At 55.3% G+C, this 20227-nt stretch carries 21 protein-coding genes and 1 tRNA gene; 16 read left to right on the forward strand and 6 right to left on the reverse strand.

Features of this window, described 5'->3' with window-relative positions; translation table 11 throughout:
* Positions 1–53 precede the first annotated feature (53 nt).
* From NNL35_RS10035 to NNL35_RS10045, 3 genes are all read left to right on the forward strand, one after another.
* Entirely contained in the window at positions 54–779 is a 726-nt protein-coding gene (locus NNL35_RS10035; RefSeq protein WP_040734600.1) for a ThuA domain-containing protein, read from the forward strand.
* A gap of 257 nt (positions 780–1036) precedes the next feature.
* Entirely contained in the window at positions 1037–1771 is a 735-nt protein-coding gene (locus tag NNL35_RS10040) for a class I SAM-dependent methyltransferase (protein ID WP_006680111.1), read from the forward strand.
* A 142-nt stretch (positions 1772–1913) separates the two neighbouring features.
* Complete coding sequence (locus tag NNL35_RS10045) at positions 1914–2927, forward strand: MBL fold metallo-hydrolase (RefSeq protein ID WP_006680110.1); 1014 nt, start codon at positions 1914–1916, stop codon at positions 2925–2927.
* 462 nt (positions 2928–3389) lie between these two features.
* Here NNL35_RS10045 and NNL35_RS10050 read toward each other — a convergent pair whose 3' ends face one another.
* Both NNL35_RS10050 and NNL35_RS10055 read right to left on the reverse strand, forming a co-directional pair.
* Positions 3390–3557: a hypothetical protein gene (locus tag NNL35_RS10050; RefSeq protein WP_254553324.1), complete on the reverse strand. Its 168-nt coding sequence runs from the start codon at positions 3555–3557 to the stop codon at positions 3390–3392.
* Between the two features lie 585 nt (positions 3558–4142).
* Positions 4143–4712 (reverse strand): phosphatidylglycerophosphatase A family protein, encoded by a 570-nt coding sequence (locus tag NNL35_RS10055; protein ID WP_006678541.1) that lies wholly within the window; start codon positions 4710–4712, stop codon positions 4143–4145.
* Positions 4713–5014: 302 nt separating this feature from the next.
* Here NNL35_RS10055 and NNL35_RS10060 point away from each other — a divergent pair, with 302 nt between their 5' ends.
* From NNL35_RS10060 to NNL35_RS10075, 4 genes are all read left to right on the forward strand, one after another.
* A complete protein-coding gene (locus NNL35_RS10060; protein ID WP_254553325.1) occupies positions 5015–6022 on the forward strand; it encodes a GerMN domain-containing protein in 1008 nt (335 codons plus the stop codon).
* A gap of 85 nt (positions 6023–6107) precedes the next feature.
* Complete coding sequence (rph, locus tag NNL35_RS10065; protein WP_006678543.1) at positions 6108–6881, forward strand: ribonuclease PH; 774 nt, start codon at positions 6108–6110, stop codon at positions 6879–6881.
* Complete coding sequence (locus NNL35_RS10070) at positions 6878–7543, forward strand: XTP/dITP diphosphatase (protein WP_006678544.1); 666 nt, start codon at positions 6878–6880, stop codon at positions 7541–7543. The genes rph and NNL35_RS10070 overlap by 4 nt, the downstream gene beginning before the upstream one ends.
* Positions 7544–7721: 178 nt before the next feature.
* Positions 7722–9017 carry a homocysteine synthase gene (locus NNL35_RS10075; RefSeq protein ID WP_006678545.1) on the forward strand — a complete coding sequence of 432 codons (1296 nt, stop codon included), beginning with the start codon at positions 7722–7724 and terminating at the stop codon, positions 9015–9017.
* Between the two features lie 138 nt (positions 9018–9155).
* Here the strand turns inward: NNL35_RS10075 and asnB are convergent, their stop codons facing one another.
* Positions 9156–11003: an asparagine synthase (glutamine-hydrolyzing) gene (asnB, locus tag NNL35_RS10080; protein ID WP_006678546.1), complete on the reverse strand. Its 1848-nt coding sequence runs from the start codon at positions 11001–11003 to the stop codon at positions 9156–9158.
* A 207-nt stretch (positions 11004–11210) separates the two neighbouring features.
* Between asnB and NNL35_RS10085 the strand changes: the two genes are divergently transcribed.
* From NNL35_RS10085 to NNL35_RS10095, 3 genes are all read left to right on the forward strand, one after another.
* Entirely contained in the window at positions 11211–11513 is a 303-nt protein-coding gene (locus tag NNL35_RS10085; protein ID WP_006678547.1) for a hypothetical protein, read from the forward strand.
* Positions 11514–11542: 29 nt separating this feature from the next.
* A complete protein-coding gene (locus tag NNL35_RS10090) occupies positions 11543–11890 on the forward strand; it encodes a hypothetical protein (protein ID WP_006678548.1) in 348 nt (115 codons plus the stop codon).
* A 76-nt stretch (positions 11891–11966) separates the two neighbouring features.
* A complete protein-coding gene (locus NNL35_RS10095; protein ID WP_165980001.1) occupies positions 11967–12107 on the forward strand; it encodes a hypothetical protein in 141 nt (46 codons plus the stop codon).
* A 66-nt stretch (positions 12108–12173) separates the two neighbouring features.
* Here the strand turns inward: NNL35_RS10095 and NNL35_RS10100 are convergent, their stop codons facing one another.
* Positions 12174–12476: a magnetosome magnetite crystal formation protein family gene (locus NNL35_RS10100; RefSeq protein WP_006678549.1), complete on the reverse strand. Its 303-nt coding sequence runs from the start codon at positions 12474–12476 to the stop codon at positions 12174–12176.
* A gap of 231 nt (positions 12477–12707) precedes the next feature.
* Between NNL35_RS10100 and NNL35_RS10105 the strand changes: the two genes are divergently transcribed.
* The gene (locus NNL35_RS10105; RefSeq protein ID WP_006678550.1) at positions 12708–13274 is read left to right on the forward strand and encodes a hypothetical protein; all 567 of its coding nucleotides are present in this window, start codon (positions 12708–12710) and stop codon (positions 13272–13274) included.
* A gap of 131 nt (positions 13275–13405) precedes the next feature.
* Here the strand turns inward: NNL35_RS10105 and NNL35_RS10110 are convergent.
* Positions 13406–13482 (reverse strand) — tRNA-Arg (locus NNL35_RS10110).
* A gap of 501 nt (positions 13483–13983) precedes the next feature.
* On the opposite strand from NNL35_RS10110, the gene NNL35_RS10115 reads away from it, so the two are divergent.
* From NNL35_RS10115 to ispG, 5 genes are all read left to right on the forward strand, one after another.
* Positions 13984–14931 (forward strand): hypothetical protein, encoded by a 948-nt coding sequence (locus tag NNL35_RS10115; RefSeq protein ID WP_006678551.1) that lies wholly within the window; start codon positions 13984–13986, stop codon positions 14929–14931.
* A 198-nt stretch (positions 14932–15129) separates the two neighbouring features.
* On the forward strand, positions 15130–16413 hold the full coding sequence (gene tig, locus NNL35_RS10120) for a trigger factor (RefSeq protein WP_006678552.1): 1284 nt from the start codon (positions 15130–15132) through the stop codon (positions 16411–16413).
* 333 nt (positions 16414–16746) lie between these two features.
* Positions 16747–17343 (forward strand): ATP-dependent Clp endopeptidase proteolytic subunit ClpP, encoded by a 597-nt coding sequence (clpP, locus tag NNL35_RS10125; RefSeq protein WP_006678553.1) that lies wholly within the window; start codon positions 16747–16749, stop codon positions 17341–17343.
* 12 nt (positions 17344–17355) lie between these two features.
* Positions 17356–18603 (forward strand): ATP-dependent protease ATP-binding subunit ClpX, encoded by a 1248-nt coding sequence (gene clpX, locus NNL35_RS10130; protein ID WP_006678554.1) that lies wholly within the window; start codon positions 17356–17358, stop codon positions 18601–18603.
* A gap of 41 nt (positions 18604–18644) precedes the next feature.
* Complete coding sequence (gene ispG / locus NNL35_RS10135) at positions 18645–19742, forward strand: flavodoxin-dependent (E)-4-hydroxy-3-methylbut-2-enyl-diphosphate synthase (protein ID WP_006678555.1); 1098 nt, start codon at positions 18645–18647, stop codon at positions 19740–19742.
* Positions 19743–19804: 62 nt separating this feature from the next.
* Here ispG and NNL35_RS10140 read toward each other — a convergent pair whose 3' ends face one another.
* On the reverse strand, positions 19805–20224 hold the full coding sequence (locus NNL35_RS10140; RefSeq protein ID WP_006678556.1) for a bactofilin family protein: 420 nt from the start codon (positions 20222–20224) through the stop codon (positions 19805–19807).
* Positions 20225–20227: the final 3 nt, after the last annotated feature.

Here is a 20227-nt window from a genome sequence, read left to right on the forward strand (position 1 = left end):
TCATCAACCCGATGCATGGCGGGCGCTGCGGGACGCGAAAGGAGCAGACAACGATGACACAGCGACGCAAAGTAACGATTTGGAATGAGTACCGGCACGAGCAGAACAATCCCAAAGTCGCCGAAGTGTACCCGAAGGGCATTCATCAAGCGATTGGCGAGGGGTTGGGCTCGGGTTGCGATATCCGATACGCGACTCTCGACATGCCGGAGCACGGCCTCACCGAAGAGGTGCTGAACGATACCGATGTCCTTATCTGGTGGGGCCATATGGCTCACCACGAGGTGGATGACGCCATCGTGGAGCGCGTGCACCAGCGGGTGCTGCACGGCATGGGGCTTATCGTTCTGCACTCGGGCCATTTCTCCAAAATCTTCAAAAAGCTGATGGGAACAGGCTGCGATTTGAAATGGCGCGAAGCGAATGATAAGGAGCGGCTATGGGTCGTAGCTCCGAACCATCCGATTGCCGAAGGAATCGGGGAATACTTCGAGCTGGAGCGGGAGGAAATGTACGGCGAGCACTTCGACATCCCTCAGCCGGACGAATTGGTATTCGTCAGCTGGTTCACGGGCGGCGAGGTATTCCGCAGCGGCTGCTGTTATCACCGCGGCATGGGCAAAGTGTTCTACTTCCGCCCGGGCCATGAAACGTATCCTACGTATTACAACGAGAACGTGAAGCGGGTCATCGCCAACGCGGTGGAATGGGCGGCGCCGACGAAGCGGGCCTATCCGGTGTACGGCAATGCGAAGCCGCTGGAACCGATGAATGAATAGCAGGACAATACCATTTTGGCACGCAATGAATGCCTTGGGCAGTGAGAAGGACGAGCTCCGTTCTTTCCGCCCAGGGCTTTTTTTGCTGATCCGGGGAAGTAAAAATATGGAGGTGATTCCAAAGTTGTTCTATGTTCTGAGATACATCGTCGTTATCCCGAACGGTCAGGACAGTCCGGCGCACGAGTAGCTGCCACACCTATGCAAAAGCGGATGCAGCCGTTACAATGAGGTAGAGAATAGATGAGGTGATTGCTGTGACAGAATGGTATGAACGAAGCTTCGGCCGCGATTATTTGCTCGTATACCGCCACCGGGATTTTCAGGGCGCGACGCAGGAAGTGCACGGGATGATGGAGTGGCTTCGGCTTCCGGCGTCCGCATCGATCCTCGATTTGTGCTGCGGCATGGGCCGGCATGCGCTGGCTCTGGCGGAAGCGGGCTACCGGGTCACCGGGGTCGATTTGTCCGAGGTGCTGCTGGAGGAGGCGATGGCGCACGACACCCGCGGCCAGGTGAAGTTTCTCCGCGGCGATATGAGAGAGCTGCCTGTAGACGGACCGTTTGATGCCGTCGTGAATTTATTTACGTCTTTTGGCTATTTTACAGACAATGAGGACAATGCCCGCGTCTTCCAGGAGATCCATCGCGTCTTGAAGCCGCAGGGCCGCTTTATCGTCGATTTCCTGAATCCGTCCTATGTCCGGCAGCATCTGGTGCCGCATTCGGAACGGGTGGACGGCGGGACGCGCATCGAGGAGCGGCGCCGCATCGAGAACGGCTTCGTCAAGAAGGCGATCACGCTGACGGATGCTTCCGGCGGGGAGCAGCGGGAATATGAAGAGCGTGTCCGGCTGTATGAATTGGCGGATTTCCGGAACATGATGGATGAGGCCGGGCTTGTCATCGATCAGGTCCATGGCAGCTATGACGGGGCCGCCTATGACGAGGAACAGTCCAAGCGCATGATTATGGTTGGACACCGGCCATAGCGAGCCGTTCGTCTGCGGACACCGGACCCCACTTCCGTCGTCTAGCCGGCGGCGATGGTTCATATGGAAGAGGGTTTTGCCGGATACTTCCGTAGAGCGCTGCTGGAGGCAAACTTCGGGCAGGAAAGCGAGGTATACATAGATGAACGATATCCGACATACGCAGGGGGAAGGAGCCGATCCGGTCCAGCTGCACCAGCCGGCCGACGGCGTGCTGCAGGCGCGCATTCCGGTTCCGTACTCCCTTCGCTGGGTGAACAGCTATCTGTTGACAGGGCCGGAAGGGTATACGATTGTCGATCCGGGCTTGGGAACTGAAGAGGCGGAAGCCTGCTGGGCGTCGCTGCTGAGCGAACTGGAAGGGCCTGTCGCCCGCATTGTCCTGACCCATTACCATCCAGATCATCTCGGGATGGCCGGCCGGCTGCAGCGGCAGTTGGACATCCCGGTATCGATCTCGGAGACCGGGTGGGAGCATGCGCTGCGCATGTGGGGGCCGGGGCAGCGGATGTCCGAAGCGATGATGGCTTTGTTCGCGCAGCATGGCGTTCCGGCCCCGATCGTCGCGTCCATCGAGGCGCATATGGACGGCTTCCTTCCGCTCGTCGCGCCGCTGCCTGAGGTGGAGTTCCTTCGCGACGGCGAGCAGGCGGCGTTCGGCGGACGGACCTGGGACGTGCTGGAGACGGCCGGTCATGCCCCCGGGCATCTCAGCTTCTATCATGCGGCCAGCGGCTTGATGCTGGCAGGGGATCATGTGCTGCCGCAGATTTCGCCGAATGTGAGCTATATGCCCGGGAGCGACCCGCAGCCGCTCCAATCGTATTTGGAGGGCCTCACGAGGCTGAGGAGCTGCCGAGTGGAGCTGGCGCTGCCGGGCCACCGCCACCCGTTCCGCCATTATGCGGCCCGCATCGATGAGCTGCTGCGCCACCATGAGGAGCGGCTGGCAGCCATTGCATCGCTGCTGGCGGAATCGCCTACCGCTTACGACGTATGCGTGCGATGCTTCGGCAGTCCGGAACGCCTCACCATCCATCAATTCCGCTTCGCGATGGGAGAAGCGCTCGCACATCTGCTGGAGTTGGAGCGGAGGGGACTAGCGCGGCGAACTCCGCCGTCCGCATCCGCGCCTATCCGCTTCCGAACCGGCTGACGCGATGTGGGTGCCTCATAGGCATTGCCAAAAGTTTGGGGCGGCGAGCGAACAGAGATTGTGAAGGCGGAATAACGGCGGCGGGCAGACCAAGATTGTGCAGGCGGGAAAAAGGGCGGCGCATAAATCGGTTGAAAATGGATGAGGCAGTGAAATCCTGCGTGGATGCAGCAATTTTCGCTCTTTTGGCCGCACTTTAATGAAATTCCTGCAAAAGTCAGGCTGTTGAGAAAGTCAAGGGATTTTTTGGCACTTCATTTTTTATGTGGTGGATCTCGTCTCTCCGTAGAAAAAATCGATTTAAAACGCTGTGCGTGCCAAGTTTTGAGTAGGAAAATGGACAATCTCCACCCCTTCGAAAAAAACAGGGGGTTTCCAACGACCTGAAAACTGCACCATTTCCCTAGACACGTCTATCCGGTAGGCGAAATCCGCAAAACTACACGATTTCTCCAGACACTTCTATTCGGTAAGCGAAATCCTGCGCAAATACAGCAATTCGATATGGACGACTTTACCAGAAAGCGAATCCTGCAAAACTGCAGGAATTTCACCCGTTTTGCTTCGACTTGAAGCAAGAGGGCCATAAATGATGTAGATTTGCAGCAATTCCTCGGGATGTGGACTCATTGAGCCGAAATTCCTGTAAAATAGCAGCAATTCCCTCCACACGTTCAAGCCCCGAGAGGCAACGAGGTGATGATACCTCCTGGAGGCGATGATGCCCCCAGGATCCGACGTGGTCTCTTGGATCCCGTAAAATCAGGCCGTTGAGAAGTCTGTGGGAATTTTCTCCACTTCATTTTTTATATGGTGGATCTCGTCTCTCACTAGAAAAAATCGATTGAAAACGCTCTGAGGGCCAAGTTTTGATTAGGAAAATGGACAATCTCCACCCCTTCGCAAAAAACAGGGGTTTTCCAACAGCCTGAAAAGTACAGTATTTTCATTGATCTTTGTCCCTAATCTATGGAATAGTCCAAAATTGATGAAGTTTTGCAGCAACTCCTGTAACCGAGCACACGTCATATAGAAATGCTGCAGATTTACAGCAATATCTGTAGGGTCGGCCGCGAGTAACAGGGGCAGGGCTGTCTCGTTGCGTGCTGAAAACGGCTTGCGGGAGCTTCTGCCGTGCAAGTCCTCAAGCCCGGTTCATAGGAACCGGGCTCTGTTCGCGTGCCCAGCGTTCCTAGAACGCCCGGAACGGCGGGGTTACGGCTCCAGCGCCTTCATCTCTTCCTCGCGCTCCGCCTGCTTGCGGTGGGCGATGCGGCTGCTGGCCGCCGCGGCGATGGCTCCGACGATATCATCCAAGAACGTATGGATTTGACCGTCGCTTTTGTCGTTCAGCTTCTGCAGAATGCCCGGCTTCATTTTGTCCACATATCCGTAGTTGGTGAAGCCGATGCTGCCGTACACGTTCACGATGGAGAAGGCCAACACTTCATCGACGCCGTACAGGCTCTCGTCGTTCTCGATCATTTCCTGCAGGGCCGGAATGAGCTTGCCCTCCTCCGCCAAAATATCGAGCTGGATGCCGGTCAGCACGGCATTCTGCACTTCCCGCTTCAGAAGCACCTGCTCGACGTTATATTTGCAATATTCTATCGTCAGCTCCGGGAAGTACTGCCGCTGCAAAAACATGACCAGCTCGGCAATCTGGTCCACCGTAATACCCCGCTTTTGGAGCCATTCGCGAGTGGCCTTCTCGATTTTATCACTGTCCAGACTATAAGGCTTTTTGGCCTCGGCGGGCACGTTCATATCTGTCGGTTGATTCATCGTTGAGCACCTCTTTTTTGTTCATTTCCATAGCGTGTGGATTCGTCACATCACTTATGTATTCGACACCGAGTACCCATAACCTTCCTTCCCCGCCATGAAAAACGCGGGCGAATGCCCGCAACCGAAATCCGGCCCAACAACTTGTCATGAAGCGGACAGCCTGCTCGTATACATAGGACAAACGGGGGGAGACTTCACCGTCTCCTGCAACGAACTTGAAGGAGGTTGTATCGCTCATGAGGCGGACAAGTGGTTGGCGGCAAGGAAGTCTGGCGGTAATACTGACACTCCCTTTACTATTGAGTGCCTGCGGAGGCGGCGATGGGGCCATTGACGCGCCTCCGTCCGATATTGAAGCAAGGATGATGGCGGAAGCGGAAGGCGGATTGGGTTCCCCCGGCACGAGTCTGACTGGGCAGGAGGATGCGCAGACGGACGCCAACATGACGGTCTATCTGCGGGACCGGAACGGCTATCTGGCCCCGATCTCCTACCAGTGGGATGCGGCGGACGGGAAGGGCCTCGCGCAGGCCTCGCTGGAGCTGCTCGTGAAGCAGGGCTTGCACAGCGCCAAGCTTCCTGCCGGATTCGAGGCGGTGCTGCCCCAAGGGACAGGCGTTACGAATGTGACGTTGAAGCCGGAGCAGAAGCTCGCGATTGTAGAGCTGTCGAAGGAGTTCGCCAATTATGAGCCGGCAGAGGAACGGCAGATGCTAGAAGCGATAACGTGGACGCTGACCTCGCTGCCGGACGTGGAGAACGTCCAGCTGTGGATGGATTCGCATAAATTGAACGAAATGCCGAAAAACGGCACGCCATTGGATATCCCGTTGAACCGCCAGTTCGGAATCAATGTGGAGAAATCCGATTCGGTTAATTATTTGCGCTCGATGCCGGTGACCCTTTATTTCTCCAGCTACAGCGAGGAGGGCAAGTCCTATTTCGTGCCCGTCACCCGGCTCGTCGAGCCGTCGAGTAATCCGATTGAAGCGACACTGGAGCAAATTATTGCGGGGCCGCTCAATCCGAAGAGGCTGGAGCGGGTCGCTTCGGACGAGACAACCGTCAGCGCGATTGCCCAGGAGGGCGATACGCTGACCGTCGATCTGGCCGATACAATGTTCGAGGCGGGCGAGCCGGTGCCGGCCGAGCTGTTGAAGGCCGTCGTTCTGTCGCTGACCGAGCGGGAAGGCATTGCCAAGGTGAGAATAAAGATGAACGGCAACGCGGATATTCAAGGTACCGATAAGAAAAACTATTCGGAGCCTGTGGCGCGGCCGGTCATTAATCCGGCCTGGAAAGGGTAGAACAGGTGATTTTCGCCAAGGTCTTTGATAGAATAAGAAAATGTTCCCTATCGGACGACAGAGCAATGTCAGGAGGCATAAATTCATGAGAAGCAACGGACGACAGGCGGATGAACTCCGCCCGATTACGATTCGGACGAATACGAATAAATACGCGGAGGGCTCGGTCCTCATCGAAGTGGGCGACACGAGGGTCATGTGCACGGCATCGATTGACGAGAAGGTTCCCCCGTTCATGAAAGGGCAGGGGAAGGGCTGGATTACGGCCGAATACTCGATGCTGCCCCGGGCGACGCAGGTTCGCAATCAGCGTGAATCGGCCCGCGGCAAGCTGACGGGACGCACAATGGAGATACAACGGCTGATCGGCCGCGCGCTCCGCTCCGTCGTTGATCTGCATGCGCTGGGCGAGCGCACCATCACGCTCGATTGCGACGTGCTGCAGGCGGACGGAGGCACGCGTACGACATCGATCACCGGATCGTTCGTTGCGATGGCGATGGCGGTCAACAAGATCGCAACCCAGCACAATCTGTCCAAGTTCCCGATTACCGATTTTTTGGGCTCGGTCAGTGTAGGCATCCTGCAAGGGAAGACGCTCCTCGACTTGAACTATGATGAGGATTCGACGGCCAAGGTCGATATGAACGTCGTCATGACCGGCAGCGGCAAGTTCGTGGAGGTGCAGGGCACCGGCGAGGAGAGCCCGTTCTCGCGTCAAGAGCTGAACGATCTTCTTGCCGTGGCGGAGAAGGGCATATTGGATATCGTCAAGCTGCAGAAGGAAGCGCTCGGACCGATTGCCGACAAAATTTCCGCTCAAGCCGAAGCAGCCGAAGGAGAGACAGCGAAGCCATGAACACAGGGGAAGCCATGATACCGCAGCAAGATACGATTATTATCGCGACACAGAACAAGGGCAAGCTGAAGGAATTTCAGCTTGCCTTCCAATCGCTCGGCAAGCGTGTGCTGAGCATGGCCGATTATCCGCAGCTTCCCGACATTGAGGAGGATGGCGACACGTTCACGGCCAATGCGCTGAAGAAGGCGAAGACAATGGCCGAGGCGCTGAATCTGCCGGTGCTGGCCGATGATTCCGGCCTATGCGTCGATCGGCTGGACGGGGCGCCAGGCGTCTACTCCGCCCGATACGCGGGCGGGCATGGGGATGACCAGGCCAACAACGCGAAGCTGCTGACGGAGCTCGGGAAGCTTCCTCCGCTGGAAGCGAACGCGGAAGCTCCGGCCGGCTGCCGTATTCTGAGCCCGGCCCGGTTCGTCTGCGTCCTCGTCTTGTATGATCCGGCGCGGCAGTCCTTCGTCGAGGCCGCCGGCACCGCTGACGGCTATATTATCGACCAGCCCCGGGGCAATCATGGATTCGGCTATGATCCCCTCTTCTATCTTCCGGAGCTGGGACGCACGATGGCCGAGTTGACGCCGGAGGAGAAGGAGCGCATCAGCCATCGCGGCGCAGCCATCCGCCTGATGCTGGATAAGCTTCGCTCCGGGACAGCCTGACGGCTTCGGGCGGGGAAGGAACCGGCGGAGACCGCATTTTTTGGACCGCATCGCTTGCTGCGATGCGGTTTTTTATTTAATTTTATATTTTTGATAAGAATACTATGGATTAATACTAGGCAACGAACGGAAAATATGAGAAAATACGGTCAACACATGTTGAGGAGGATGGTTGACGATGACGGATACACCCCGCTCTTATGGATTGGAGACCTTGGCAGTTCATGCCGGACAGGAGGTTGACCCGACAACCCTGTCGCGCGCGGTGCCTTTGTATCAGACGACGTCGTACGCGTTCCGTGATCCGGATCATGCGGGCGATCTGTTCGCGCTGAAGGAGTTTGGCAATATTTATACTCGTATTATGAACCCGACGACAGATGTGTTCGAGAAGCGGGTTGCCGCCCTCGAAGGGGGAGCCGGCGCATTGGCTACCGCTTCCGGGCAGGCGGCCATCACCTACGCGATCCTCAATATTGCCGGAGCCGGCGACGAGATCGTATCGGCCTCCAGCCTATATGGCGGAACGTACAATCTGTTCTCGACAACGCTGAAGAAGCTCGGCATTACCGTCCGCTTCGTCGATCCAAGCGATCCGGACAATTTCCGCAAGGCGATTACCGACAAGACGAAGGCGCTATACGCCGAGAGCATCGGCAATCCGAAGGGCGACCTGCTCGATATTGAGGCGGTCGCTGCCATAGCTCACGAGCATGGCTTGCCGCTCATCGTGGACAATACGTTCCCGAGCCCGTTCCTGCTCCGCCCGATCGAGCATGGCGCCGATATCGTCGTGCATTCCGCGACGAAGTTCATCGGCGGACATGGCACCTCTATCGCCGGCGTTATCGTGGACAGCGGCAAGTTCGATTGGGCCGGAGGCAAGTTCCCGGGCCTTACCGAACCGGATCCGAGCTATAACGGCATTATCTACACGGAAGCGGTCGGATCGGTCGCCTACATCACGAAGGCGCGGGTTCAACTGCTGCGCGATATGGGAGCCACGCTGTCGCCGTTCAACGCGTTCCTGCTCCTTCAAGGGCTGGAGACGCTGCATCTGCGCATGGAGCGCCACAGCGAGAACGCGCTGCGCGTAGCGCAGTTCCTCGAGGCGCATGATGCCGTCGCTTCGGTCAGCTATTGCGGTCTGCCTAGCCATCCTTCCTACGAACTGGCCAAGAAGTATTTGCCAAAGGGCCAGGGCGCGATTCTGACCTTCGAGATTAAAGGCGGCGTCGAGGCGGGCCGCCGCGTCATCAATCATGTGAAGCTGCTGTCGCATCTGGCAAACGTCGGCGATTCCAAGTCGCTCATCATCCATCCGGCCAGCACGACGCATCTTCAGCTGAGCGAGGAAGAGCAGCTTGCGGCCGGAGTTACGCCAGGCCTCATCCGGTTGTCTATCGGCACGGAATCGATCGATGATATTTTGAACGATCTGGATCAGGCGATCCGGGCAAGCCAATCGAAATAAGCCGGATACCCGGATAGCAGGCGCTGTCTGTCCGGGATTCGGGCCACACAAAGACACACGCCGCGGGGCGAGGAACCCGTTGGCGTGTGTTTTTGGCTTCTTGCCGGGGAGCATGGAGGGTGCCGTTGAGACATGCCGTTACCACGCGACCCTGATATTGTACTCGCGGAGCCAGCTGTCCACTTGAAGCAAATAAGCGAACAGCTGCGGGCCAGACATCAGCTGCCCGAACCAAGGAAGATGAGAGCTCGCTTCTTCGGAGGCGGCGATCTCGCGGATTCGATCCGGTTGAACGAACTGATGCAGCGGCGAGGCCGGATCGTCGAGCCGCGCCAGGGCTTGGCGACGCACCGCCTGCAAATAATTCGGATTATGCGTTTTCGGGAACGGGCTCTTTTTCCGGTACAGCACCTCCTCCGGCAGAACACCTTCCAGCGCTTTGCGGAGCAGTCCTTTTTCCCGGCCGCCATACATCTTGATGCTCCACGGAATATTGTAGACGTACTCGACAAGCCGATGATCGGTATACGGGACGCGCACCTCCAGCCCTACCCCCATGCTCATCCGGTCCTTGCGGTCGAGCAGGGTCGGCATGAAGCGGGTAATATTGAGATAGGACATCACCCGCATTTTGGCCGCCTGCGCCTCTTCTCCCGGCAGGGGCACCACTTCCCGCACAGCGTCGGCATACCGGTCCGCGACATATTCTTCGGCGCGAATCTGCTTCGCCACTTCCGGATGAAGAAGGCTGGCGCGGAGCGGAGTCGCCAGCGCCCAAGGGAAGGTGTCGGCGTTCAATGCATCCTCCCTGTGGAACCACGGATAGCCGCCGAACACTTCATCCGCCGCTTCGCCGGACAGAGCGACCGTGGCGCCTTTCTTAATCTCCTCACAGAAGAGCAGCAGGGAGCCGTCGATATCGGCCATTCCGGGCATATCCCGCACGCGTACCGCCTGCTGCAGCGAGTTGACCAGCTCCGGCGTATCGAACTGTATCCAATGATGGGCTGTGCCGAGCGTCTCGACCATGCGTTCAATCCATGGCGCGTCTGCATTCGGTTGAAACGCGTGAGCCTTGAAAAATTTATCATTATCCACATAATCGACGGAATACGTATGGAGAGGGCCTAATCCGTGACGTTCATAGTGACGGATAGTCAAGGCCGTCAACGCGCTGGAATCCAGGCCTCCGGAGAGGAAGGTGCAGACAGGCACGTCGGAGACGAGCTGACGCTCTACGGTGTCCTCCAGCAGTTCGCGAACCCGCTGCGCCGTCTCCTCCGCGGTTGCTTCATGCGGCATGCTCTGCAGCGTCCAGTACGCCTGAATGCGGACGCCGTTGCGGTCATAGCGGAGCGTATGTCCCGGGCGAAGCTCCGCCAGATCGCGATATACCCCGTGTCCGGGTGTCCGGGCGGGGCCAATCATCCATACTTCAGCGACGCCTTCCGCATTGACCACCGGCTCGATATCCGGATGGGCGAGCATCGCCTTCGGCTCTGAACCGAACAGGAGGAATCCATTCCCGCGGGCATAGAAGAGCGGCTTCACCCCGAGCCGATCCCGGGCCATGAACAGACGCTGTTCCGCCTCATCCCATATCGCGAACGCGAAGATGCCGTTCATCCGCTCAACGCAGCTGTCCTTCCATTCCTGATAAGCGAGAAGGAGCACTTCCGTATCGCATTGGGTCCGGAAGCGGTAACCGCGGCTGGCCAGTTCATCTCTTAGCTCCTTCGTATTGTACAATTCCCCGTTATACGTAATGGCATAGGTCCCTCGTTCCGTATGGCGAATCATCGGCTGAGCGCCATTTTCCGGATCAATGACGGACAATCTGCGGTGGCCAAGCGCGCACGGACCGGAGATCCATGTTCCTTTGGCATCCGGTCCGCGTGCGGATAACGTTTCGGTCATATGCTCCAAGACGCTGGAATACTGCGTCAAGTCCCTTTTCCAATCGATCCATCCAGTAATTCCACACATGTAACGTTCATCCTCTCCGCACCAATCTCTCCCCGGAAGAATGATGAACCGGGTTCATCGGAAGATTGAGATAATAACATGGTTATGCGAAAAACAGCATAAGATGTATGTCCATCGGGAGAAGATAAAGAAAAACTCCTGCCTGTGCCGGACGAAGGGCATGAATCGAACGCCCGGTCGGGCGGTGGGAAAAAAGGAGGGGTGACGATGGAACGCCGTCCGATGTATGTATCCGTGCAACGGCGGACCATATTTTCCGACCCGGAAGCGGAAAGCTATGAGTTCAAGGTGGACGCCAACGAGGAGGAGATTCAGCATCTTCAGGGCTTGATGGATCAGCTTGGCGAAGCGGAAACCGATGTCTTTCACAACGTCTTGGCCCTTACTCCGACCGGGACGGAGGAGAAGTTGAACATGCCTTATAAGCAGCGGTTGAATGCTGTCTATATGTGTATTCATAAATTGGGCACGGCAGATACGAAGCGATTTATCGAGCAAATGCTTGATTAAAAGATGAGACACGACAGGAGGAAGCACTCATGACATGGAAAGCAACCAAATTCCGGCGTCCGGTTGAAATCGACGGTCGGCTGTGCGCCGAAATCGGCATGATTCCTGCGGATGAAAAGGCCACGCCGATCCTCGCTTATATTGCGCCCGTACGCAACGGAGGCTATGAGCTGGTCCGGGCCGTGCGCAACGATGCGAACTATGAGACGGATTGGTACGACAATCCGATGCATACTGCTTTTGAGGAATTCGCCGCCGAGGATTTCGGGGCAGACACGCTGGGCGCGGAAGTGAACGGCAAGGATATGCTGCTGGATGCCGCACTCGGCTCGACAGAGGTCAGGGATGCCGTCGACCATCTGTTCCAGATGGATTAACGGGCCGATCCCGGATCGGACGAAGCGGAAAGCCCAGTCCGAGGGCGAGGACTTGAGAAGGGGAGGTGACAAGAAGATGGCAGGTTCCAAGGATAACAAAGGCAATAAGTATGAGCAGCAGCCGAATCATGCCGATGCGGTGATCAAGGCCAACCCGAAGCATCCGGCTCAGAAAAACCCGTGGGATGACAGCGGCCGAAAATCCGGCTACGAATAAGGAGCACGCGCGCCCGGACCCGGCACGCATGGCGTGCGGACCCGGGCGTCCATTTCCGTTTGTCCTTTAGAATACACGGCCTTCGCGCAGCACGCGTATCCCCATATATACATTCCACACGACGAGAATGAGCGCGATCGCTCCCAGCAGCAAAATGATCCCGATGCTGAAAAACGGATGTACCGCAAATAAGCTGAATAACCCTACGACCAAAAAGAAGTACGGCAAAATATGCGAAATAAGCGCCCGCCCTGCATGCTTTCTTACATAATCATCATTCGTTACGAGCAGGATGATGAGCGGCAGGATCACCCCGGCAAAAAAGATGCTGAAATAGCTCAGAGAAGCTAAAATATAGCGTGTCGACAAAGAAACTCCCTCCTCTCGGACTCCGATTCATTCGTACGCGTAGTGTGCGCGGACCTGCATCATTCTATTACCCGCATCCCCTGAAGGCGACGACATCCCGCGATAGGCAGCTATGGCCTAGGCAGTTTGGGAATTAACAAGATTTTATCATCAAGGGCGGGGAAAATATTTTTGATTTTTTATGAATTCCGCGCATGGTAAAATTACCCTAACCAAGCGGGGAGGTCCTGGATGAATATATTTCGAATGATGCTTACTCTTATGGTTATGGTGCTGTTGTCCGGGTGCGGCGATGAATGGAAGCCGGATACGATGTCCATCGAAGATCTGAGTATCGTCAAGGTGGATGATGAGAATTTGAAAGTCGGCTACGGAATGAAGAGAAGCGACGCAGAAAAGGTATTAGGGACGGGAGAAAAGTTCACATCTAACATTGATATCTATGAACATGGTGTGTCCGTCGTTTACCGGGTAAATCCAGATAGCGGGGAAGAAACCGTCGTGCTTATCGGGCTTACTGAAAACTCACAAAATGCGTACCGCACCATGAGGGGGGTGCAAGTCGGAGATCGGACAAGCGACATCCTCGCCTTATATGGCGAGAAATATCTGATTTCAGGCGGCTTGTCCTATGCCTACCAATACGATCTCCAAAACAAAAAGTTCATCGATACGGTCGTTACCGGCTCCAAAGAAGACGCTTATGAACAGATCAGGACAGAGTTTATTGTTGGTAAAGACGGACATGCGAATAAAATTTACCTGTTCGATCTGCATGCGGGTCTCTATTTGGAATAGTACAAAGCCTCGGATGCTCCGAGGCTTTGTGTCCTTCGTATGAACATGTGCTTAATAAAGTAAAAACACTCCAATCCCTTGTCTCGCAAGGTGCCGGAGCGTCCCAATTGAATAGCTATGTAAAAAATAACTGGCGTCCCAGGAGGGATTCGAACCCCCGACCGACGGCTTAGAAGGCCGTTGCTCTATCCAGCTGAGCTACTGGGACAAAAGAAGATAATCTGTTTTTGCAACATTAATGATTTTATCAAAAATCTTCTTACCTTGCAACCATCAAACCGAAAAAAATGAGAAAAAAATAGGAGCAGCTTTTTTTGGGCGGAAATCTTCCCCCCTCGTTATGGACGAAGGCATGCGTGAGAACTAGATTCCGTAACTATTCACCCGCATGACACGTATAAAGGAGACAAAAGATTTGGAGATGCCTTTACATTCGCCGGTTTTGTGCCGATTTTATTCCCAGTATGTTTTGCATCCAGCCGATTTGCACAGGCTGTTCATAAAGGGGAACGGGAAGGGGTACTCTGAAAAGAGTATCCGGGGCTGAGTCGGCATATCCGGGTGATTCGCAGGGGGAGAACTGCATGGCGATATGGTATAATGGCTTATCGGCATGACGGATGCCGCCGCTCCCGCATCCCGTACAAATCATACATAAGATCGATGGAAGGCTACTGTAGTCGGCTTGATATAGAAAGAAGGTGCTTGCATGACGGACGATCAGATCCTGCCGGAAAAAAACAATGTCGTTCTGTTTCCGAAAACGCATGATTATTACCAAATCGAATTGACACGCATGCTGGAGTCCGAGCGTTACGGAGAAGCGATCGCGCTGCTCCGCTTCCTGCTGCAATGCGGAGGAGAGGACGATCAGATTAGAGCGGAGTGGAACGCGCTGATGCAATGGTTAATAACGGCGTTCCCGGAAGCAGAGCGGGCCGCTGAAGAAGGCTTCCCGGAGGCGGGGCCTTGGACCGAGGAAGCCGAGGACAGCGGAGAGACGGAACGGGATATGTTGAAGCAGCAGATCCATCAGAAGCTTCAAGCAGACAGTGAATATATCGCAAGGCTGCTCGCCTCGCTGACCGAAGGCGATATGGATGATCGCAAGCTCCTTGTCCTGGAGCAGCTGGCGGCGGCCGAGGATGATTCTATCGATCCTTCGCTGATTCGGATGCTGGAGCATGAGCGGCTTCATCCGCTCTTGCAATTCGGCATTTTGCAGACGCTGAAGCGGCGGGGAATCGAAGGGGAGGTATTTTTTACCCGCGGCCAGGAGCGCGTCGTCGTCGATATCGAAGCGACGCCGCTCGATCTGGAGTCGTATCCTCCGAATGCGGTTGCTCCGGCGGAGAGGGTGAATGAATCCGCGGCGGTGCGGGAGCCGTCGCTCGCCTACTTCGCATCCGAGATGTGGCAGCAGTTCCTTAAGCTGATATACGGCACTTCTACGTACCGCCGTCTCTGCGAAGGGGATGAACGGGAAGCGGATGCTTGGGCGGCCGCCCTGCACCGGATCGTCGCCCGGCTGCTTCATATCGAAGAGGAGGAAGCGGAGGTTAAGACGATCTACGGACTGACCGGGGAGCTGCGGATTAGCTATGAGCGGGCGCTGCGGGCGATTACGCGATCGCTGAGCGGGGAGCAGGATACCTGAACCGGCGATGGGGCGGGGAATTCTATCCGGCGGCCCCGTCTCTATGACAGCCGAGAAAAAACATATAATGGCACATAGGAAATGCCTGTAAGCATTGCCTTGAAAAACTTTTCGTAGTCGGCTATACTATAGTGGTTATTCCGGACGTATAATGGTACACTCTAGCCATGTGATCTTTTTTGGAGGGGAAGGCATAAAATGAAAGCAACCTGGGAAAAAATAGAGAAGAACGTTGGGGTATTGGAAGTAGAGGTCGACGCGGAGCGCGTGACGGAAGCGCTGGACCAAGCGTTTAAAAAAGTGTCCAAGCGTGTGAACGTTCCTGGTTTCCGTAAAGGAAGAGTGCCTCGCCCGATTTTTGAAGCGAAATATGGCGTGGAAAGCCTGTACCAAGACGCCATTGACATTATGCTTCCAGAGGCGTATACCCAAGCGGTAAAAGAAACCGACATCAAGCCGGTCGATCAGCCGGATGTCGAAGTGGAACAGATTGGCAAAGGCCAAACGTTCAAATTCAAAGCGAAAGTAACCGTGAAGCCGGAAGTACAGCTTGGCGAGTACAAAGGCCTTGAAGTGGAAAAACAATCGGTAGAAGTGACGGAAGAAGAGCTTGACGCTGAACTGAAGCGCATGCAGGAACGTCACGCAGAGCTGATCATCGTCGATGAGGATGTTGCCGCGACAGGCGACAGCGTCGTTATTGACTTTGAAGGCTTTGTAGACGGGGAAGCATTCGAAGGCGGCAAGGCGGAGCGTTACACGCTTGAGCTGGGCTCCAACAGCTTCATCCCAGGCTTCGAGGATCAACTGGTCGGCATGGGAACAGGCGACTTCAAGGATGTCGAAGTGACATTCCCTGAGCACTACCATGCAGAGAACCTGGCCGGCAAGCCAGCCGTTTTCAAGGTAAAATTGCATGAAATCAAGCGCAAGCAGCTGCCTGCACTTGACGATGAGTTCGCTAAAGACGTAAGCGAGTTCGATACGCTTGAAGAATATAAGGCAGACTTGAAGCAGCAGCTTCAATCCCGCAAGGAAAAAGAAGCGGAAGGCGCACGCGAAGCGGCTGTCGTTGACAAAGCGGCAGAGAACGCCGAAGTGGAAATTCCGCGCGCGATGATCGAGTCTGAAATCCAGCATATGGTGAAAGATCTGGACAACCGCCTGCGGATGCAAGGCATGAACATCGATATGTTCCTGACGCTGTCCGGCCAGACGATTGCGGATCTGCGCGAGCAAATGCAGAAGGAAGCGGACAAGCGCGTGAAGAACAATCTCGTCCTGGAGCAAATCGCCAAGGAAGAGAACCTGTCCATCTCGGACGAAGAGTTGTCTGCTGAATTGGACAAGATGGCCGAAATGTACCAGCGCACAGCTGAAGAAATTCGCGACATCCTGACCAAGAACGGTACGCTCGAGAACCTGCGCGAAGAAGCATTGATCCGCAAAACGATTGCATTTTTGGTGGAAAACAGCAAATAATCCAATCACATACGATGTCGCAGCAATCTGCTGCTAACAGGATAAGGCACGCACGTTTATTTTTAGCGTGCCTTATTTTTTCCTCTGTCGCTCCGTTCTCCCATCATCGCTTCTTGGCATCACGTAACGTTTCACTGTTCCGTATCGAGTGGTACATATTTATAGGCAGTCTGACGCATGATGAACATAAGCTGCGCCGGATACATATACGGTTGGCGGGAATAGGCCCCGCTGCCATACATACACTAGTGGTAACTGCTGTGGAAATGACATCTTGTTCAGAAAATGATAAAATAGAAATGTATAGCTTTGTAAAGAAAAGAGGTCGGTACCATGAATTTAATCCCGATGGTCATCGAACAGACAAATCGCGGCGAACGCTCTTACGATATTTATTCGCGCCTGCTGAAGGATCGCATTATTTTTCTGGGAAGCGCCATTGACGATGATGTGGCCAACAGCATTATCGCGCAGATGCTCTTCCTTCAGGCAGACGATCCGGAGAAGGATATTCATCTGTACATCAATTCTCCGGGCGGTTCCGTTACGGCGGGGATGGCGATTTATGATACGATGCAGCATATCAAGCCGGATGTATCCACCATCTGCGTCGGTCTGGCGGCAAGCATGGGCTCGCTGCTGCTGACGGCAGGAGCGCCAGGCAAGCGCATCGCGCTGCCGAATAGCGAGATTATGATTCACCAGCCTCTAGGCGGCGTCCGCGGGCAAGCGTCCGATATTAAGATTCATGCCGACTGGATTATTAAGACAAGACAGAAGCTGAACCAGATCTATGTAGATCGAACCGGGCAACCGTATGAGAAAATCGAACGGGATACCGATCGCGACTACTTCATGAGTGCGGATGAAGCGAAGGCATATGGTCTTGTAGACAGCGTTCTGCATCCGGGAATTCCGGGTTTGAAGTAAGGGGGGATAGGAATGTTCAAATTTAACGAGGAGAAGGGCCAATTGAAGTGTTCTTTTTGTGGCAAGTCCCAGGAGCAAGTTCGTAAGCTGGTCGCGGGACCAGGCGTATATATATGTGATGAGTGCATCGAGCTCTGCACGGAGATCGTGGAGGAAGAGCTCGGTCACGAGGAAGAGATCGATCTGAAAGACATTCCGAAGCCGAAGGAGATCCGCGCGATTCTGGATCAATATGTCATCGGCCAGGATCAAGCGAAGAAATCGCTGTCGGTAGCGGTATACAATCATTACAAGCGAATTAACAGCCAGAACAAAACCGAGGATGTCGAGCTGCAGAAGAGCAACATTTTGCTTGTCGGACCGACCGGGTCCGGGAAGACGCTGCTTGCGCAGACGATGGCCAAAATTTTGAATGTGCCGTTTGCCATTGCGGACGCGACGTCGTTGACCGAAGCCGGATATGTCGGCGAAGATGTCGAGAACATTTTGCTGAAGCTGATTCAGGCTGCGGACTACGATGTTGAGAAGGCGGAGCGGGGCATCATTTATATCGACGAGATTGACAAGGTGGCGCGCAAGTCCGAGAACCCTTCGATTACGAGAGATGTGTCCGGGGAAGGCGTACAGCAGGCGCTTCTCAAGATTTTGGAAGGAACGGTTGCTTCGGTGCCGCCTCAAGGCGGACGCAAGCATCCGCATCAAGAGTTCATCCAGATCGACACGACGAATATTCTGTTCATTTGCGGCGGCGCGTTCGACGGGCTGGAGCAAATTATTAAGCGCCGTGTCGGCAAGAAGATTATCGGCTTCAATGCGGATGGCATGCAGAAGGATCTGAAGGCGGGCGAGTACTTGACGTTGACGCTGCCGGAAGACCTGCTCAAATTCGGTCTTATTCCGGAATTCGTCGGCCGCTTGCCGGTCATCTCGACCTTGGAGCCATTGGATGAGAATACACTGGTCCGCATCTTGAGCGAGCCGAAGAACGCGCTGACGAAGCAGTATCAGAAGCTGCTGGAGATGGACAACGTGAAGCTTGAATTCGAGCCGAGCGCGCTGGAAGCCATTGCTCTGGAAGCGATCAAGCGGAATACGGGAGCACGCGGACTCCGTGCCATTATCGAAGGCATCATGCTGGACGTAATGTACGAAGTGCCGTCGCGGGATGATATTACGACCTGCGTCATTACCGAGCAAGTCGTGCGCGAACGAATGATTCCGGAACTGACGACGGATAAGAAGCAGGAGGAAAGCGCCTAATCGGCGCTTTTCCGTCCGTTTCCGGCATGGGAGAGAATGATATGTATTTGCGACATCAGACAAGACCTGTACAAGTAGGCAACGTTACGATTGGCGGAAGCAATGACGTCATCATTCAGAGCATGTGCACCACGAAGACGGCGGATGTTCAGGCGACCGTAGCCGAGATTCACCGGCTGGAAGAAGCGGGATGCCAGATCGTGCGCGTCACGGTGAACAATGAAGAAGCGGCGGAAGCGATCAAGGAGATTAAGAAGCAGATCTCGATTCCGCTTGTCGCTGACATTCATTTCGACTATCGCCTGGCGTTGAAGGCGATTGAGAACGGCATCGACAAGGTCCGCATCAATCCGGGCAACATCGGCCGCCGCCACAAAGTCGAAGCTGTCGTCCAAGCATGCAAAGAACGGGGAATTCCGATCCGGATCGGCGTCAATGCCGGTTCATTGGAACATCATCTGCTGGAGAAATACGGGTATCCAACGCCTGAAGCGATGGTCGAGAGCGCGCTGTTTCATATCGGAATTTTGGAAGAGCTGGATTTCCACGATATTATCGTCTCGCTCAAGGCTTCGGATGTGCCGATGGCCATTGCCGCTTACACGAAGGCTGCGGAAGTCATTCCTTATCCTCTTCATCTGGGAATTACGGAAGCCGGAACGCTCTTCTCCGGAACGATCAAGAGCGCTGCCGGTCTCGGCGCGCTGCTCTCGCTGGGCATTGGATCTACCGTGCGCGTCAGCCTGAGCGCCGATCCGGTCGAGGAAGTGAAGGTGGCCCGCGAATTGCTCAAATCGTTCGGGCTCATCTCGAATGCGGCGACGCTGGTCTCTTGTCCGACCTGCGGCCGTCTGGACATCGATCTGTTCTCGATTGCCAATGAGGTCGAAGAATATATATCGAAGATCAAGGTGCCGATCAAAGTATCGGTGCTCGGATGCGCCGTCAACGGGCCGGGTGAGGCTCGCGAGGCGGATATCGGCATTGCCGGGGCGCGCGGCGAGGGATTGTTGTTCCGGTACGGAGAGATGATCCGCAAAGTGCCTGAATCGGAAATGGTCGCGGAATTGAAAAAAGAAATCGATCACATTGTCGCGGAGTATGAGCGGACCGGTCAGATTCCGGGACGCAAGCATTAAGCGAATTGATATACAGAGAAGCCGGCGCATCGTGCGCCGGCTTTCTTGTTCGTATGTAAGGGCTAGGCGCCGTTCTCACTGGCGGATACGGCCGCGGTGCTGTTGGGCGTGACGGAAGCTGAGGCGGAGGCCTTCTTCGCATCGCCCATGGAGCTCGTTCCATTGAATTGCCCGCCGTCCTTAATAATGAAGGCGGAGCAGGTCGCGTTGCCGTTCAGCTGCCCGGTCGATTCGATGAGAAGGGAGCCGGAGGCAATCACATCACCGGTCAGCGAGCCGGCGATAACGACGCTCACTCCTTCCACGTCAGCGTATACAACGCCCGTCTCCCCAATCGTAATATTGCGGCTGCACCGGATCGAGCCGCGTATGCGCCCCTCTATTCGCAGATCCGTCTCGCAATCCACCGTTCCTTCCAATGTGGTCGCCTGACCGATTAACGTGTCTGTGCCAGGCGGTCTTTTTTCTTTTCTGGAAAACATGTC

Source organism: Paenibacillus dendritiformis (assembly GCF_945605565.1).
In the GTDB taxonomy this organism is placed as follows: domain Bacteria; phylum Bacillota; class Bacilli; order Paenibacillales; family Paenibacillaceae; genus Paenibacillus_B; species Paenibacillus_B dendritiformis_A.